The sequence below is a fragment of the Halomonas daqiaonensis genome (assembly GCF_900109725.1).
GTDB classification, from domain to species: Bacteria; Pseudomonadota; Gammaproteobacteria; order Pseudomonadales; family Halomonadaceae; genus Halomonas; species Halomonas daqiaonensis.
Genome location: NZ_FOBC01000011.1, coordinates 40,037 through 56,567 on the forward strand (window position 1 = coordinate 40,037; position 16,531 = coordinate 56,567).

General features: G+C 65.6%; 15 protein-coding genes. 4 read left to right on the forward strand and 11 right to left on the reverse strand.

Annotated features, from left to right (window positions below; translation table 11 throughout):
• The first annotated feature begins 28 nt into the window (after positions 1 to 28).
• Both BMY30_RS10330 and BMY30_RS10335 read left to right on the forward strand, forming a co-directional pair.
• Positions 29 to 2,857: a bifunctional diguanylate cyclase/phosphodiesterase gene (locus BMY30_RS10330; protein WP_089713318.1), complete on the forward strand. Its 2,829-nt coding sequence runs from the start codon at positions 29 to 31 to the stop codon at positions 2,855 to 2,857.
• A gap of 54 nt (positions 2,858 to 2,911) precedes the next feature.
• The gene (locus tag BMY30_RS10335; RefSeq protein WP_089713320.1) at positions 2,912 to 3,724 is read left to right on the forward strand and encodes a PEP-CTERM/exosortase system-associated acyltransferase; all 813 of its coding nucleotides are present in this window, start codon (positions 2,912 to 2,914) and stop codon (positions 3,722 to 3,724) included.
• Here the strand turns inward: BMY30_RS10335 and BMY30_RS10340 are convergent.
• The 7 genes from BMY30_RS10340 to BMY30_RS10370 all read right to left on the reverse strand — a co-directional run bounded on the left by BMY30_RS10340 (position 3,715) and on the right by BMY30_RS10370 (position 11,944).
• Positions 3,715 to 4,836: a DUF3541 domain-containing protein gene (locus tag BMY30_RS10340; RefSeq protein ID WP_244516180.1), complete on the reverse strand. Its 1,122-nt coding sequence runs from the start codon at positions 4,834 to 4,836 to the stop codon at positions 3,715 to 3,717. The two genes, BMY30_RS10335 and BMY30_RS10340, sit on opposite strands and share 10 nt — an antisense overlap.
• Positions 4,833 to 5,585, reverse strand: coding sequence for a trimeric intracellular cation channel family protein (locus BMY30_RS10345; protein ID WP_089713321.1), 753 nt, complete (start codon positions 5,583 to 5,585; stop codon positions 4,833 to 4,835). The genes BMY30_RS10340 and BMY30_RS10345 overlap by 4 nt, the downstream gene beginning before the upstream one ends.
• 114 nt (positions 5,586 to 5,699) lie before the next feature.
• Positions 5,700 to 7,079, reverse strand: a complete 1,380-nt coding sequence (gene astB / locus BMY30_RS10350; RefSeq protein ID WP_089713323.1) for an N-succinylarginine dihydrolase — start codon at positions 7,077 to 7,079, stop codon at positions 5,700 to 5,702.
• On the reverse strand, positions 7,076 to 8,545 hold the full coding sequence (gene astD, locus BMY30_RS10355) for a succinylglutamate-semialdehyde dehydrogenase (RefSeq protein ID WP_089713325.1): 1,470 nt from the start codon (positions 8,543 to 8,545) through the stop codon (positions 7,076 to 7,078). The genes astB and astD overlap by 4 nt, the downstream gene beginning before the upstream one ends.
• Positions 8,545 to 9,591: an arginine N-succinyltransferase gene (gene astA, locus BMY30_RS10360; protein WP_089713327.1), complete on the reverse strand. Its 1,047-nt coding sequence runs from the start codon at positions 9,589 to 9,591 to the stop codon at positions 8,545 to 8,547. Before astA ends, astD begins: the two co-directional genes overlap by 1 nt.
• Positions 9,591 to 10,679: an arginine N-succinyltransferase gene (locus BMY30_RS10365; protein WP_089713329.1), complete on the reverse strand. Its 1,089-nt coding sequence runs from the start codon at positions 10,677 to 10,679 to the stop codon at positions 9,591 to 9,593. The genes astA and BMY30_RS10365 overlap by 1 nt, the downstream gene beginning before the upstream one ends.
• A gap of 50 nt (positions 10,680 to 10,729) precedes the next feature.
• On the reverse strand, positions 10,730 to 11,944 hold the full coding sequence (locus BMY30_RS10370; RefSeq protein WP_089713331.1) for an aspartate aminotransferase family protein: 1,215 nt from the start codon (positions 11,942 to 11,944) through the stop codon (positions 10,730 to 10,732).
• A 233-nt stretch (positions 11,945 to 12,177) separates the two neighbouring features.
• Between BMY30_RS10370 and BMY30_RS10375 the strand changes: the two genes are divergently transcribed.
• Positions 12,178 to 12,834 (forward strand): class I SAM-dependent methyltransferase, encoded by a 657-nt coding sequence (locus BMY30_RS10375; protein WP_089713333.1) that lies wholly within the window; start codon positions 12,178 to 12,180, stop codon positions 12,832 to 12,834.
• On the opposite strand, the gene BMY30_RS10380 is transcribed toward BMY30_RS10375, so the two are convergent.
• The 3 genes from BMY30_RS10380 to fabV form a co-directional block, all read right to left on the reverse strand.
• Positions 12,806 to 13,783, reverse strand: a complete 978-nt coding sequence (locus tag BMY30_RS10380) for a GlxA family transcriptional regulator (RefSeq protein ID WP_170840115.1) — start codon at positions 13,781 to 13,783, stop codon at positions 12,806 to 12,808. The two genes, BMY30_RS10375 and BMY30_RS10380, sit on opposite strands and share 29 nt — an antisense overlap.
• Before the next feature lie 108 nt (positions 13,784 to 13,891).
• On the reverse strand, positions 13,892 to 14,104 hold the full coding sequence (locus BMY30_RS10385) for a hypothetical protein (RefSeq protein ID WP_089713335.1): 213 nt from the start codon (positions 14,102 to 14,104) through the stop codon (positions 13,892 to 13,894).
• A 66-nt stretch (positions 14,105 to 14,170) separates the two neighbouring features.
• The gene (gene fabV / locus BMY30_RS10390; protein ID WP_089713337.1) at positions 14,171 to 15,367 is read right to left on the reverse strand and encodes an enoyl-ACP reductase FabV; all 1,197 of its coding nucleotides are present in this window, start codon (positions 15,365 to 15,367) and stop codon (positions 14,171 to 14,173) included.
• Positions 15,368 to 15,562: 195 nt separating this feature from the next.
• Here fabV and BMY30_RS10395 point away from each other — a divergent pair, with 195 nt between their 5' ends.
• The gene (locus BMY30_RS10395; RefSeq protein WP_089713339.1) at positions 15,563 to 15,952 is read left to right on the forward strand and encodes a DUF7079 family protein; all 390 of its coding nucleotides are present in this window, start codon (positions 15,563 to 15,565) and stop codon (positions 15,950 to 15,952) included.
• Positions 15,953 to 15,994: 42 nt separating this feature from the next.
• Here the strand turns inward: BMY30_RS10395 and BMY30_RS10400 are convergent, their stop codons facing one another.
• Entirely contained in the window at positions 15,995 to 16,480 is a 486-nt protein-coding gene (locus BMY30_RS10400) for a glutathione peroxidase (protein WP_089713341.1), read from the reverse strand.
• Positions 16,481 to 16,531 lie beyond the last annotated feature (51 nt).

Consider the following 16,531-nt stretch of genomic DNA (forward strand, 5'->3'; position numbering starts at 1 on the left):
CCATGCTCCTGGCCAGGACCCTGCAGAGATGACTCTCCCCGCGTCCCTCCGGACTCGCCACCGACTCAGCCTGACATGGCGGGTCATCGCCCTGAGCAGTTTGCTGCTGGTCGGTCTGGTGGTGCTGTTCACCTGGCTGGGCCACAACAATCTGACCCGCCAGTTCCAGGAGAGCCGCAACCAGCACCATGAACGTCAGCAGCGAGAAATCCGTCTGGCCCTCCAGCGCTCGGCGGAGAACCTTCGTCAGCTGGCGGGCCTGGCCGCGGCCTCGCCACGCCTCGGCTCGCCCCTCAAGGCAGGTAATGCGGAAGAGGTCGAGAAGGCACTGGCGTCCCAGTGGCCGACCCTGCAACTCGAGGCCGGCATCGACGAGATACTGGTGGTAGATACCCAGGGACGGCCCATGGGTCGCTGGGGCTCCACCCAGCCGGAGAGCAAGCTGCCGATCCAGGCCTGGGTGCAGCGGATCATGGACACCGAGTTGCCTATCACGGCACTGCGCTGTACGACGGACTGCCGGCAGTATGCCGCCGTTCCGGTGCTGGTCAGTGGCGAGAGCGTCGGCCTGGTCGTGCTTTCCCGGTCGCTGGCCGATGTGACTCGACAGGCCCGGGAGGTTTCCAATGCCGAGGTGGCCCTGCTGGTGACCAATCCCTTGGAGAGCCGCGACCTTTCCGAGGATCGCCATCTCGCCCCCTGGAATGGCTATCTCCTGGCTCTGACGCGCCAGGAAGAGAGCCTGCCTGTCTTGCAACGGGTCGCCGAACTCGGACCGATCAGCGCTCTGCTGCAAACCCCCTTTCAACTGCAAGCCCAAGGCCAGTACCTCGAGCTAAGCGCGGTCCGTATGGACGAGGACTCAGACCGACGCAGCACCGGCTATTTCCTGCTGATCTCCGACATCTCGGCCCAGATCAGGGCCATCAACGAGGACACACGAATCCTTCTGGGGGTCGGCCTGGTGGGCTGGATCGCCGCGGAATTGCTGCTGCTGATGATCCTGCTGCGCCCCATGGCTCGCCTGCGTCGGATCGCCGGCTTGCTGCCGACACTGGCCAGCGGCGGGTTCGACGATATCAAGGCCGCGATTCCTTCCACTCGCCACCGCCTGCCGGACGAGATCGACGTGCTGGAAGGCACTACAGTGGAGCTCGCGCGACAGCTCGAGATGCTGGAACAGGAGGTTCAGGAACGCGGCGACCAGTTGGCAGAGCGGGTCGAGGAGCTGGCCCAGGAGAGGGACTTCGTTAACAGCCTGCTGGATACCGCCAGGGTGTTCATCATCGCTCAGGACGGCAGGGGACGGATCAGCCTGGTCAACGACTACACCTGCAAGATGCTGGAACTGGACGAGCCTTCCCTGCTTGGCCGCCATTTCGTGGACGTGTTCGAGGCGGGCAGTCCCTCTCTGGTCGGTACCTTCGATACCCCGCAGCAGGAGGAGCGCAACCTCCAGACGCCCGATCGACGCCTCCATACCATCGCCTGGTACCATGCACCGCTGCCGTCCGGCACCGACGGCAGCATGTCGCGGATCTCGGTAGGGCTGGACATCACCGAACGCAAGGCCGCGGAAGCTCGACTGACCTGGCTGGCCGAGCGTGATCCCCTGACCGAGCTCTACAATCGGCGCTACTTCCAGGACGCCTTGCAGAAGGCAATGTGGCGAGAGTCCCGCGGCGCCGTGCTGCTGCTAGACCTGGACCAGTTCAAGGAGGTCAACGAACTCAGCGGTCACCATGTCGGAGACCGTCTGCTGCAAGAAGTGGCCGAGACCCTCCTGCTGAACCTAGGCCATCGCGGCGTCATCGCTCGCTTGGGAGGTGACGAATTCTCGCTGTTGCTGGCGCATGCCGACGGGGACCAGGCGGTACAGGTTGCCCTTCATATCGACCAGTTGCTCGACAGCCTGGGGTTCACGGCCGCAGGACATCGACACCGGGTCACCGCAAGCATCGGCATTGCCCTTTTCCCGATACACGGCGCGACACCGGCGGACCTGATGGCTAGTGCCGACGTGGCGATGTACAAGGCCAAGGAGAGTGGTATCCAGCACTGGCACCTGCTCTCCAGGGCCGAGAATGCCAAGGACGAGTTACAGGAGCGGGTCTACTGGGTCGAGCGTGTACGCAGCGCCCTGGCAGAGGACAGCTTCGAGCTGATGGTACAGCCGATCATGCGGCTGGAGGATCGCGACGTGAAGCACTTTGAAGTGCTGCTTCGCATGCGCGATGTCGACGGCGGCCTAGTGGCTCCTTCCTATTTCATCCCGGTCGCGGAGCGCAGCGGGCAGATCGTGCAGGTCGATCGCTGGGTGCTGCGCCACAGCCTGCGGATGCTCAGTCGACTGCAGGAGCGAGGCATCAGCCTGGCGGTCAACCTCTCCGGCCAGTCCCTGCATGATGAAGGACTGAAGCAGTACCTGGCCCAGGAGCTGGCCACGAGCGGTGCCGATCCCCATTACCTCATCCTGGAGGTAACCGAGACCGCCGCCGTCACCGACTTCTCCACCGCACGCGGCGTGCTGCAGGCGGTCCGCGACCTCGGATGCCGAACCGCTCTGGATGACTTCGGCGTGGGATTCAGCAGCTTCCACTACCTGGGGCAGTTGCCAGTGGACTACATCAAGATCGACGGCTCCTTCATCCGCAGTCTGACGATCAGCCCCGACAGCCGCGTCATCGTCCAGGCCATTGCCGATATTGCCACCGGCTTCGGCAAGCAGGCGATCGCCGAATTCGTCGACCAGGAATCTCTGCTGCCGATACTGAAGTCCTATGGCATCACCTATGGCCAAGGCTTTTACCTAGGACGCCCAGTCCCGATCCAAATGGCTTTCAGCGATGACATTTGAATATTTTAGCATTCAATTTAACCACCGGTTACCGCTTGATAAGGAAGGCTCTAGATGGAAGCATCTCCCAAAATGAAGCACAGCCAAAGCTCGACTTCCGATCTATTTGCGTCCTTCATTGAAGACTTTTCCTTTAATGTTGCAATCAGTGATGCGGAAAAGAATAGAATATATAAACTTCGTCATGAGGTTTATTGTCAGGAAATCGGCTATCACCCGCCCGGAACAGCCCCGAAAAACATAGAGATCGATGCTCACGATTCACATTCCATTCATTGTCTGGTTGAGCACCGGAGATCTGGGCTTGCAGCTGGCTGCCTCAGGCTAGTGTTGCCAGCATCTATGTCTGCAGGAAAGAACCACAGACTTCCTCTTCAAGAATATGGCGAGCAGAGCCTCTCGCATGGAACCCTCCACCCTGCCAAGCTCCCCTACGATAGCATTTGCGAAATATCGAGATTTGCAATTGCCAGAGCATTTCGTCACAAACCTATAAAGCATGAAACTCTTGATGTGGACGCCACAATCCATGAGTTCACACCTGAAGAGAAAAAGACGTTCTCCTTGATAATCATTGCATTATTCCTTGCAACCTATGCACTCGTCGGCCTTATGGACAAGCGTCACGTGTTTGCAATGATGGAACCTAGGCTACCCCGACTCCTGTCGATGTCAGGCTTCCATTTCACGAAAGTCGGGGAGAGTATCGAGATGCACGGCACCCGAAACGCTTTCTACATCGATCACCGGAAAGCTGAACAGGAAATGCATGAAGACCTGATGCCACTCTACCAGCATATTCGCAAGGAGCTTTCATCCCAGCTGGAAGAACTTCCGATAAGTGAAACCTGGGCTTCCTATTCCTGAAGGGAATAAAGCTTTGGTCCGGGATGGAGCCTGTCCGGCCAGTCCAGCAGCATGATGGCCAGCACGTTACGGTGCTCTCCGCTGGCAAGATCAATGCGTCCCCGCTCTGACGGCACCATCCTCGCCTCGGGGTCATAAGCCGCGACCAGCGCATCCCGCAGGCGCATAACCGCCGGATGATCCTCCTCCCCGGCCAGCAGGAAACTGATCCCCACCTCCGTGTAGATGTCTTCCTTGGTATCCGCGAGGATGCGATCCAGGCTGGCGGTGAACTCGTCCAGCACCCAGCGGAACTCTTCGGCTGCCACCGGCTGCTGGTAGTAGTCGCTGGCGGCGATCACGAAATGGGTCATGCCGTAGATCTTGTTGCGGTACTCGGCCGTGGAGAGCCTCGGATCGCGCTGCGGCGGGTACTGTTCCCGGAAGGCCGTGATGACCTCTTCTCGCAGGTCGGTGACGCCCAGATCCTCGAGGTAATACACCAGGTTGGCCACCTGGGCGGCATAGATCGCCATCACCTCGGGATCGAGCAGGAAGGTGCGAAAATCGACGCTTGCCAGGTACTCCAGCACTCGGTCATGGCCGGGGAGGTCGGTCTCGTTCAGCAAGCCATGGTACTTCGCCTGGGTCAGGTCGAAGGCCAGGCCGTTCGCATAGGCGATCTCTCCCCACTCGGCAAGCATCTGCTTGCGGCGACGCTGTTTCTCGCTGTTGACCGGATAGGCCGCCACCTTCTCTCGGGCCCGACGCTCAGCATGCCCCGGCGTTGCCAATGCCTCGATCTCATCGCGAACCCTATCCACAAGGCGGCGACCATACTCATGGTTGAGGGGCAGATAGCGGGCGTCTCCGGTCACCCGGTAGAGTCGCTGGGCGTAATGGCGTTGCTTGCTCGGGGGCAGATCCGGCAGCGCCTGCTCATAACGCTCGCGAATCGCCTCGGCCACTACCGCATGGCCCAGCCCCTGCTCCTGTTGCTGGAGGTCCCGTTGCTGAAGGTCCTGGGGCAGCGAGGCACAGCCGGCCATCGACAGCACCGCCACCAGCAGCCCGCTCAGAAGCGTAGGGAGTGTCGGGGCCGCCCTCCTTCGCCCCATCAGGGATATGTTCATTTCGCCTTTCCTCCTCGCCTGGTTCGGCCCGGCGGAATCAGCCTGACCCTGACCTTGGTTCGCCGAGGGGATGTCACCGTCGTCCTCTCCGACCCGTCCTGTTCAAGGTTCTGAGGTGTCGCTGGCGGCTGCACCACCACCCAGGCAAACACCGGCAGCGACAGGTGCCAATGGATCGCCGAGAGTCGCAACCCCAGGGTGACCACCAGTCCTGAAGCAATCGAGACGGCCAGGGGCACGGCGAGTGCCTCCAGGCCCACGAAGACCACGCCACCGGCAATCGAGGCGGTGGCATAGACCTCCTGCCTGAGCACCATGGGCATCCGACGCGCCAGCACATCGCGGACCATGCCACCGGCCACCCCGGTCAAGAGCCCCATCAGTACCGCCACCACGCCCGGCGCCTCCAGCATCAGTGCCTTGTGAGCCCCGATCACCGTGAACAGCGCCAGGCCGAAGGCGTCCGCCACCGGCAGGAAGCCTCGCGAGAGGCGATGGATATAATGGAAGCTGAGCATCGACAGCCCCACCGTGGCGAGGATCACCCAGAGGTAGGTAGGGTCCGTCACCCAGAACACCGGGCGCACGCCCAGCACCAGGTCGCGCAGGGTACCGCCACCGATCCCGGTCACCGCCGCCAGCACCAGCATGCCGAAGGGATCCATCCTCGAGCGGCAGGCGAGCATCACGCCCGAGAGGGCGAAGACGATCACCCCCGCTATGTCCAGCCAGTAGACCACGCCCGTCACTTCGTCTCTCCCTTGTCAGCTGGCCTGAAGAATAGGGTATCGGGCGGCTGAATCGATCTCGGCGCATCCGGCCTGCTGCCTGGCAGGCTGGAACCATGCACGGATGAGGCCACCTCAACCCCGCTGAAAAGGGTAGACGGCGCCGATGGCCAGGATTCCCGTCAGCTCGTCCAGCGCCACCAGGCTCTCCTCGGCCAGCTGCGGGTCGGCCAGGTCCTTCGGGGCCAGGCGATCACGATAGTGACGCTCGACCCAGGTGGTCAGTTCACCGTGCAGCGCCTCGGTGAGCAGGACGCGCCCGGAGAGGGACGCACGCTCGGCCGCAGAGAGTACCACCCGCAGCCGCAGGCAGGCGGGCCCGCCGCCATTGCGCATGCTCTGCTTGACGTCCTTGACCACCACCTCGGCGATCGGATTGTGGCCGGCCAGCAGATGATCCTGGATGGTGCGCCACACGCTCTCGCGTTCCTGGCACTCCCCGGGCACCACCAGCGTCATGCTGCCATCCGGGTTGGAGAGCAGTTGGGAATTGAAAAGGTAGGAAGCCACGGCGTCCTCGAGACTGACCGCCTCCTCGAGAATCCGTATCGGGATCAGTGGCGTGGCCATCTTCGCCCTCAGCTCGTCCAAGGTGGCCTGCTCGTCGAGGAAGGCCCGCTCGTGGTAGAGCAGCACCGGACCGTTGCCCACGCTGATGACGTCATTATGGAAGACGCCGGCATCGATGGCCTCGGGGTGCTGCTGAGCGAACACCCGTTGGGACTCCGTGAGGCCATGTTGGCGGGCAATCGCCTGGCTCGCTTCCAGGGTCTGGCGCGCCGGGTAGCGCCGGGACACCACATCCTCCTCCGCTCCCGCACCCGAAGCCGCCCGACCATAGACGAACAGATGCACGCCGGGCTCGCCGTGGTCACCGGCGAGGCGGGTATGGTTGGCCGCGCCCTCGTCGGAGAAGGCCGGGGTCGCCGGCAATACCGGATGGTGGGCGAAGCGCGCCTCGTCGCGGAAGATCGCCGTCAGCACCCGGGAGGTGGTCGCCGGCTCCAGGAAGCGGTGGAAGCTCGACTGCAGGTTGGCCGCGGTAAAGTGTACCCGGCCATCCGGGGCGTCCACGGAGGGCGTCACCGTAGCGGCATTGGCGGTCCACATGCTCGAGGCCGAGCAGACCGCGCGCAGGAGCTGCGGGGCCTCGCCCGCCGTCCGGGCCAGCACCTGCGCATCGCTGCCGGTGAAGCCGAGCTGGCGAAGTGCCCACAGATCGGGGCGCTGCTGGGGCGGCAGCACGCCCTGGGCGTAGCCGGCTTCCATCAGTGCCTTCATCTTGCCCAGGCCCTGCAGCGCGGCCTCGCGGGGATTGGCCTCCAGGCCACCGTGGGTCATGGAGGCGACATTGCCCAGGGCCAGGCCGGCGTAGTTATGGGTCGGGCCGACCAGGCCGTCGAAGTTGACCTCGAGAACGTTGACCTCGCTCCCGTCCGGGGCCGACTGGCTCATAGCGTCACTCCTGGCGGCAGAGTCTCGGGCAGGACCAGCGCCTCGCTCTCCATGGAGGCGACCGGGTAGGCGCAGTAGTCGGCAGCATAATAGGCGCTCGGGCGATGGTTGCCGCTCTCGCCCACGCCGCCGAAGGGTGCGTCGCCGGAGGCGCCGGTGGTCTGACGATTCCAGTTGACGATACCGGCGCGGATGCGCAGCAGGAAGTCGTCCCAGTCATGTCGCTCGCCGCCAATCAGCCCAGCGGAGAGCCCATAGCGGGTGTCGTTGGCCAGGGCGAGCGCCTCGTCCCAGTCACGGTAGCGATGCACCTTGAGCAGCGGACCGAAGTGTTCCTCGTCGGGCACCGCCAGGCCGGTGACGTCGATCAGTGCCGGGCTGAGCAGGCTGGTGCCGGGCTCGATGCGCGCCATGCGTGCCAGCACGGTGCCACCCAGCGCCTCGAGGTCGTCCTGGGCCTCGAGCAGGCCATCGGCGGCCGCCACGCTCACCAGGCCGGCATAGAAGGGTGCGGGGTCGCTGAACTGGCCGGCCACCCGCAGCCGCGAGATGGCCTCGACCAGGGCATCCAGCAGGTGGTCCCCCACCTGGCCCTCGGGGACGATCAGGCGCCGGGCACAGGTGCAGCGCTGGCCACCGGAGAGGAAGGCCGACTGCAGGATGCTCAGCACGGCCGCCTCCTGGTCGGGAACGTCCTTCACCACCAGCGGGTTGTTGCCGCCCAGTTCCAGGGCCAGGATCTTGTCCAGCTGCTCGGCGAACTGGCGATGCAGGATGCCACCCACCCGGGCGCTGCCGGTGAACAGCAGGCCATCGATGCCGGGGTTCGACGAGAGCGCCTGGCCGGTTCCGGCCGCGCCCTGCACCAGGTTGATCACCCCATTCGGCAGCCCCGCTTCCTGCCAGCACTGCAGGGTAAGATCAGCGGTCAGCGGGGTCTGCTCGCTGGGCTTGAACACCACGCAGTTGCCTGCCAGCAGCGCCGGCACGATGTGGCCGTTGGGCAGGTGGCCGGGGAAGTTGTAGGGGCCGTAGACCGCCATCACCCCGTGCGGGCGATGGCGCAGAACGGCGGTGGTATCTCCCAGGTCGCGGCTGCGCTCGCCGGTGCGCTCCTGGTAGGCGCTGATCGAGATCGCCACCTTGCCGATCATCGCACCAACTTCCGTGCGGGCCTCCCAGAGAGGCTTGCCGGTCTCCTGGGCGATGGCCGTTGCCAGATCCTCGCGGTGACGCTCCAGCACCTCGCGGAAGCGCTCCACCAGCGCCTGGCGCTCGTTGAAGGCAGTGCGCGCCCAGGCCGGGAAGGCGCCACGGGCGGCCGCCACTGCGGCGTCGACCTGGGCGTCGGCAGCGGCGGCGCCCTCCCAGAGGCGTTCGTCAGAGACCGAGTCATGCTTGGTGAAGGTCTCGCCCTCGCCCGCCTGCCAGGCGCCACCGATCAGCAGCTGTCGTCTTGCCCTCATCACGCTTCCTCCTCGGTATCCAGTATGCGCAAGGTATCGCCGGAGGCGACCTCCAGCAGACGCGCCTCGGCCTCGTCGAGCGTGACCACGCCCTCGGCGTCGGGCCCTCGCCCCAGCCAGGCGGCACGGAAGCCGGCCATCCCGGTGGTGGCCGCCATCCAGCGCGGCCGCGGCGAGTGCTCAAGCGTGCCGGCCTTGACCTCTATCCGACAGTGCCGCGACAGCCGCACGCCGCGCACATCGTCGATATAGGCCTCCACGGTGGGGCCGCCGTCGAAGATGTCGATGAAGCCTTCCCAGCGCAGGCCCTCCTTCTTGAGCATGGCCAGCGCCGGGCGGGTGTGCTCATGGACCTGGCCGATGCAGGCGCGTGCCGCCTCGCTGAGGAAGGGGGTGTAGATCGGGAACTTGGGCATCAGCTCGCCGATGAAGCTCTTCTGGCCAAGCCCGGTGAGCTTGTCCGCCTCGGCGAAGTCGAGCGGGAAGAAGTGGCTGCCCAGGCACTCCCAGAAGGGACTCCTGCCGTGCTCGTCGAAGACGCCGCGCATCTCGGCGAGCACTTTGTCGGGGAAACGGTCGCGGAACTCGGCCAGGAACAGCCAGCGCATCATCGACAGCAGTGCGCCGTTGCGCTCGTGGCGCCGGTCCGCGCCGCGGTACTCGGGACGCAGGAACAGCGAGGCCACCTCGGCATCGCCGGTATGGTCGGAGCTCAGGAAGAGGGTATCGATGGTGCGGTGCAGGTCGAGCTGCACCGAGGAGTGGGCCAGGGTCCCCAGACGGTAATGGTAGAAGGGGATCTCGCGCCCCACCTGGCCCTCGATGGCGCAGCAGCCGGCCAGCCGCCCGTTCGCCTCGTCCTCGAGGACGAAGAAATAGAGCCGCTGGTCCTGCGGCGTGCGCTCCTCGAAGGCGGCCACCGTCGAGGCGATCTTGGCCGCCAGGAAGTCGCGGTTGTCGGGCAGCGAGGTGAAGCCCACTCCGGTCTCCCGGGCCAGGGCCTGCAACTCGTCCAGGTCGCCTTCGGCGATCGCTCGAATGCGCATCACAGTTCTCCCTCGTCATAGCCGGGATCGTGCTCGTCGACGCTCCCGTCGCCCATACCGGGCAGCGCCAGGGGAGCGGCCAGCACGGCGCGCCCCTCCTCCACGCCCAGCCGCTCGGCATGCTCCGGGGAGAGCATCAGCTGGCCAGTGGGTGACAGGGCATAGCGAGCCACCATGCAGCGGAAGTCGCCGAGGCGCTGGTTGGCGACCATGGCCGGCTCGGCATCGGGCAGCGCCTGGGTGGGTCGGATACGAACCGGGTGCCAGGCGGCCTTGCGGAAGCTGGCCAGGCGCTCGCGCTCGCCCTTGATCACTGGACCGGCATCGAAGATGTCCACGTGGCGCGAACGCAGGAAGCCTTCGGCCAGCATCTCGGCCAAGGCCGGTTCGTGGTCGGGATGCTCTCGGCCGATGGCGGCCCGGGCCTGGGGCGTGAGCAGCGCCAGGTAGAGCGGGAACTGCGGCATGACTTCGGCGATGAAGCTCTTCGAGCGCACCCCGGCCAGGTAGTTGATCTCCTGGTAGTCGCGCACGAAGAAGTGACGCCCCACGCTGTTCCAGAACGGCGATTGACCCTGCTCTTCCAGGAAACCGGGAAAGGCCATGGCCAGGATGCCGGCGAAGCGCTCCGGGTACTGGGCGATGAACATCAGACGCGCGCGGCGCAGCAGACTCTCGGCGCTGGTGCCCTTGTAGCGGGCATCCAGCGACAGGGCGCAGAGCAGGGTCGCCTCGGAGACCTCGTGGGAAAGCGACAGGATCGGCACCTCGCGACGCACGTCGAGCTGCTGGGAGGCATGGATCAGCGTCTCCTGGCGATAGGTGTAGTAGGCCTCGCGGGCGCCAGCCTGGGCACGGATGGTGGCGGTACCCACCACCTCGCCGCGCGCCAGGTCCTCGAGCACGAAGGTATAGTGCTCATCGCCGGGTGCCTCGACCTCGGCGGCGAAGGCCTGCCGGGAGCGGGCGATACGCTCCTCCAGGCGATCGCGGTGGGCCGGCAGGTTGGTCAGCCGCGGCGTCGCGCTGCCGGCCAGCCGCTCCAGGGCAGGCAGGTCCGCCGGGTGGACGGGGCGTATGACCAGCATGGCGGGGTCTCCGGAAGAGGATGAGTCGTCACGCATCGGCGAAGCGGGGCTCACTGCCCTGCCACCAGCCGCGCCACTGCCCGCTCGAGGCGCGCCATGCCCTCGGCGATGTCGGCCTCGGGGATCACCAGCGAAGGCGCCATGCGCAACACATTGGGGCCGGCGACCAGCGCCATCAGCCCCTCCTCGAGGGCCAGCGGCAGGATGTCCTTGGCCCGCCCCTCGTACGCCGGCGCCATCTCGGCCCCAACCAGCAGGCCCATGCCGCGGATCTCCTTGAACACGCCATGCTGGCGGTTGATCGCCTCGAGATGCTCGCGGAAGAGGTCATGGCGGTGCTTGATGCCCTCGAGCACCTCCGGGGTGTCGATGTACTCCACGGCGGCCAGGGCCACGGCCGAGGCCAGCGGGTTGCCGCCGTAGGTGGAGCCGTGGGTGCCGATGGCCATGGCCGGGGCCACCCGGTCGGTGGTCAGCATGGCGCCCACCGGGAAGCCGCCGCCCAGCGACTTGGCGCTGGTCAGGATGTCCGGGGTCACGCCGTATTGCTGGTAGGCATACAGCGAACCGGTACGCCCCGCCCCGGTCTGCACCTCGTCGAAGATCAGCAGCACATCGAAGGCGTCGCACAGGTCGCGTAGCCCCTGCAGGAACTCGGGGTCGGCGGGGATGATACCGCCCTCCCCCTGCATCGGCTCGACCATCACCGCGCAGGTGTCGTCGTCGATCAGGTTGCGCACGCTGTCGAGGTCGTTGAACTGGCCATGGACGATGCCTCCCGGCACCGGGCCGAAGCCCTGGGAGTACTTGGGCTGGCCGCCGACGCTGACCGTGAAGAAGGTGCGGCCGTGGAAGGACTGAGCGAAGGAGACGATACGGTGCTTGTGCTCGCCGTGGTGGTCATGGGCCCAGCGCCGCGCCAGCTTGAGGGCCGCCTCGTTGGCCTCGCCCCCGGAGGAGCAGAGATAGACCTTGTCGGCGAAGGTGCGCTCGACCAGGCTGCGCGCCAGGGCCAGGGCCGGCTCGTTGGTGTAGACATTGGAGAGGTGCCAGAGCCTGTTCGCCTGGGCCGTGAGGGCCTCGACAAGCACCGGGTGGCAGTGCCCCAGGCCATTGACGGCGATGCCCCCGGCGAAGTCGATGTACTCGCGGCCCTCCTGATCCCATAGGCGACTCCCCTCACCACGCACCGGAATCGCCTGCTGGGGGGCGTAATTGGGGACCATGTAGTGGTCGAAGTCGGCGCGGGTCGGGGTCTGGCTCATGTCGCTCTCCATTTCTGGCATGACGGATCAACTATCACTCGGGTCGATGAATACGCAGGTCAACTAACACTCGAGTATAGGGAGGGCTACCGCGGGAAGCTTTCAACAATGGGACGGCGAGTTGTGTAAAAGGCAGCTGCCAGGCCGTCCCGGGCGTGCCGCAGGATGGGAGAAGCCGAATGGGGTAGGCTGGATGGCCTAGTCTTGAGAGATACGCCGACAAGGAGTCCGACATGTTCAACACCACGGCCTGGAACCGGATCCGCTACGGACTCTACGCCCCGGTCTACGACCTGGTGGCCGAGCGCGCCTTCCGTGGCGCCCGCCGTACGTCCCTTGGCCAGGTGGCCTGGCAGCCCGGCATGCGGGTACTGCTGGTCGGCGCCGGCACCGGGCTCGATCTGCCCTGGCTGCCGCGGGACGTCGAGCTACATGCCAGCGACCTGTCACCCGCCATGGTCAGGCGCCTCGAGCAGCGTGCCGAGACTCAGGGCCGGGATGTCCAGGCCCAAGTCATGGATGCCGAGCGCGTCGCCTACCCCGACGACCACTTCGACGTGGTGGTGATGCACCTGATCCTCGCGGTGATGCACGACCCCGCGCGGGGTCTCGCCGAAGCCCGTCGGGTACTGAAGCCGGATGGCCAACTCTGCGTGATGGACAAGTTCCAGGCCGACGACCACCCGGCCAGCCTGGCTCGACGCGGCCTCAACGCCCTTACCTCGGCCATCGCCACCGATATTACCCGCCAGGCCCGGCCGCTGCTGGAGGCGGCCGGCTTCGTCATCGAGCAGGACACGCCGGTGATGATGGGTTCGCTGGTCCGCGCCCTGCTGGCGCGCCAGCGAGACGATGCGCCCACTACCTCAGCCGCTCCTCGCGGGGCGTGATGCCGAAGTGGTTGCGATAGGCGGTGGAGAAATGCGCCGCCGAGGAAAAACCGGTCTGCAAGGCGATCTCGCCGGCGGGACAGTCGCTCTCTCGCAGCAGACGACGCGCCCGCTGCAGGCGCAGGTCCAGGTAATAGCGGCTGGGCACCGCCTGCAGGTACTTCTTGAACAGTCGCTCGAGCTGGCGACGGGAGATGCCCAGATGCTCGGCCAGCTCGTGGGTGCTCAGGGGCTCCTCGACGTTGGCCTCCATCAGGGCCACCGCCTCGGCCAGGTTCTCGGGCGCATGGCCAAGCCGCGAGCGCAGCGGCACAAGCTGGGGCTCGTCGCCCATGCGGATACGCTCCAGCACGAAGTGCTCGGAGATGCGCTCGGCCAGCCGGGGACCGTGCTGGCTGCCCACCAAGGTCATCATCATGTCCATGGCGGCGGTCCCGCCGCCGCAGGTCAGGCGGCCACGGTCGATCTCGAAGAGCTGGCGGGAGAGACGGACACGGGGGAAGGCCTCGGAGAAGGCATCGAAACGCTGCCAGGGAAGCGTCGCCCGGTAGCCATCCAGCACCCCGGCCCGGGCCAGCACCTCGGTGCCACCACCGACACCTCCCAGTGGCACACCCGCCCCGGCCAGCCGGCGCAGCCAATCGATCAGGGGAAGGGGGACACTGCCGGAGAGTGGGCCCGGCGCGCATACCAGCAGCAGGTCCAGGGGATCATCCACCTCGCCGAGGCTGGCCTGGGGCATCAGCACCTGATGGGAGGCACTGGCCACGGGGCCGACAACAGTGGCTAGGGTAGTGAGCCGATAGAGAGAACGTCCCTCGAGGCGGTTGGCCACCGCCAGGGGCTCGGTGGCACAGGCCTGGGCCAGCAACGAGAAACCCGGCAGCACCACGATACCCACATGCCGCGTCAGTGACGTCGTATGAAGAGAAACGTTGGGCTCGGGCATGCGGGTGTGACCTTGGATCGGTGCCGGGGGCACTGGGAGGTCCCCCATCCTACCCAAGGTCGTGCGAATCCACAGCCCCGCCGCGAGGACAGGGCAATGGCGGGCAGCCTAGTTGGAGTTGCCGCTCAGAAACAGCATGATCGCCGCCAGCACCCCGACCGCCACGATGACGATGGGCAGCACACGATGCAGCCCATGGGGAGAGCTCTTCGCCTCGGGTTGCTCGGCGTCCGGCTCGGGCTCGTCGAAGTCCTCGGGCTGGCTGACTTCCTTGAAATGCTGCAGCTCTTCTTCCGGCGTCTTGCTTTCACGATTATCCATGGCGCACCTCCTTTGGCTTGGATCTGCTTGCCGCGTCTCCCCGAGTATCCAGGAAATCGCGGGGACTTACAGGTTCACGACATCGAAGTCCGCTACCGGGTTCACGTCCGCATCGTAATCCACGTCGTCACGCTCGAAGCCGAACAGCTTCAGGAACTCGTGCTTGTACCCAGCATAGTCGGTGATCTCGAAGAGGTTCTCGGTGGTCACCCGGGGCCAGAGCTCCTTGCAGGCCTGCTGGACGTCATCGCGCAGTTCCCAGTCGTCCAGACGCAGCCGACCGGCCTCATCGGTCTCGAAGTTGCCGCCGTAGAGACGCTCGCCGAACAGGCGGTTGAGCTGGTCGATGGTGCCCTCGTGCAGTCCCTTCTCCTTCATCACCTTGTAGACCATGGCGATGTAGAGCGGCATGACCGGGATGGCGGCGCTCGCCTGGGTCACCACCGACTTGAGCACCGCCACGTTGGCGCCACCGTGGCGCTCGGCCAGGCGGTCATCGATCTCGCCGGCGGCGCGGTCCAGGTCCTCCTTGGCCTTACCCAAGGCCCCGTGCCAGTAGATCGGCCAGGTGATCTCGGTGCCGATGTAGCTGAAGGCGACGCTGCGCGCACCGGGCGCCAGCACGCCGGCGCGGTCGAGGGCCTCGATCCACAGCTCCCAGTCCTCGCCACCCATCACGGCCTTGGTATCCTCGATCTCCTGCTCGGTGGCGGGCTCGACCTCGGCCTCGATAATGGCGTCCTTGTTGGTGTCGATGGCGGTGGCACGGTAGGTCTCGCCGATCGGCTTGAGCACCGAACGCTTGACCTCGCCGCTGTCGGGCAGCTTGCGCACCGGCGAGGCCAGCGAGTAGACCACCAGGTCGATCTGCCCCATGTCCTGCTGAATCAGCTCGATCGCCTTGTCGCGGGCCTCGTGGGAGAAGGCGTCGCCGTTGATCGACTTGCTGTAGAGCCCCTCGGCCTTGGCGAACCTGTCGAAGGCGGCACTGTTGTACCAGCCGGCGGTGCCGGGCTTCTTTTCGGTGCCGGGCTTCTCGAAGAACACGCCCAGGGTATCGGCGCCATAGCCGAAGGCGGCGGTGATGCGCGCCGCCAGTCCGTAGCCGCTGGAGGCACCGATTACCAGCACCTTCTTCGGTCCATGTGTCTTGTCGAGGCTGCGGGCGCGGGTCGCCTCGATCTGCTCGAGCACGTTCTTCTCGCAACCCACGGGGTGGGTGGTGGTGCAGATGAAACCGCGTACCTTGGGCTTGATGATCACGTCAGACCTCGTTGTTGTCCGGCGGACGGGGAAACCGCTTTCGTCCGCATGGGAAATGAATGAGCCGGATGCCTGGATCGAAGGGGCAATGGGCGACATTCTAGCGGCCCCGACGGCGGCTGTCCGCCCTTGAGACCACGGCAGGGCTGGTGCAGGATGCTTCTCCCGGGTAACGAGCGTGGCAGGAGGGTAACGATGGATGCTCAGACACTGGTCGACGAGCGCGGCGAACTGTGGCTCACACTGGCCCCACTGTGGCTTGAGCGCGAACCCCGCGAGACCGACTACGCGCACATGGTCGCCGTCATCCAGCGCCACGACCTGACCCTTCGCGAGTTGGAGTGGATCTTCCGCCTGGAGCTGGCCCCTGTGCTCGCGCGTCACCAGATGTCGGTGGCCGGCGAATGGCGCTCGTTCGACGACTACAAGCTGATGAAGCAGCTGGTGGGCCACAACCTGCGTCTCAACGGCTGGCGTCGCAAGAGCTGGATGCTGTTCTCGGGACTGACCACCATGATGACACGCCATCGCTGGAACGAGCTGATGGGGCGAGTACTGGTCGAGCGCGGCGAGATTCCCCACTGACGATCTGAAGCCCCCTTCCCCGGCGTGAACCGCAGGGGGAGCTCAGGCCTCGTCCAGGGCAGTTTCCAGCGCTTCACGCAACTCGGCTTCGCCCTCCCGTGGCGAGAAGCGGCGGATCACCCTACCGTCGCGCCCCACCAGGAACTTGGTGAAGTTCCACTTGATCATGCCGGTTCCCAGCACCCCGGGTGCCTCTTGCTTGAGCTCCGCGAACAGGGGATGGGCGCCACTGCCGTTGACCCTGACCTTCTCCATCAGCGGAAAGCTGACCTGATAATCGCGAACGCTCAGGGTACAGAAATCCAGCGCCGACTCCGGCGACTGGCGAGCGAACTGGTTGCAGGGGAAGCCGATGACCGTGAATCCCCGGTCGCGATAGCGACGATAGAGACGCTCGAGCTCGCGCAGTTGGGGCGTGAAACCGCAGCGACTGGCGACGTTGACGATAAGCAGCACCTGCCCGCGCAGCGCGCCGAAGTTGAAGGGCTCGCCCTGGGCGGTGCGGCACTGGTGGTCGTGAATGGACATGCTGGTGCCTTACTGGTCGTTGTATTTCAAGATGCCACGCCGCCCGCGGCG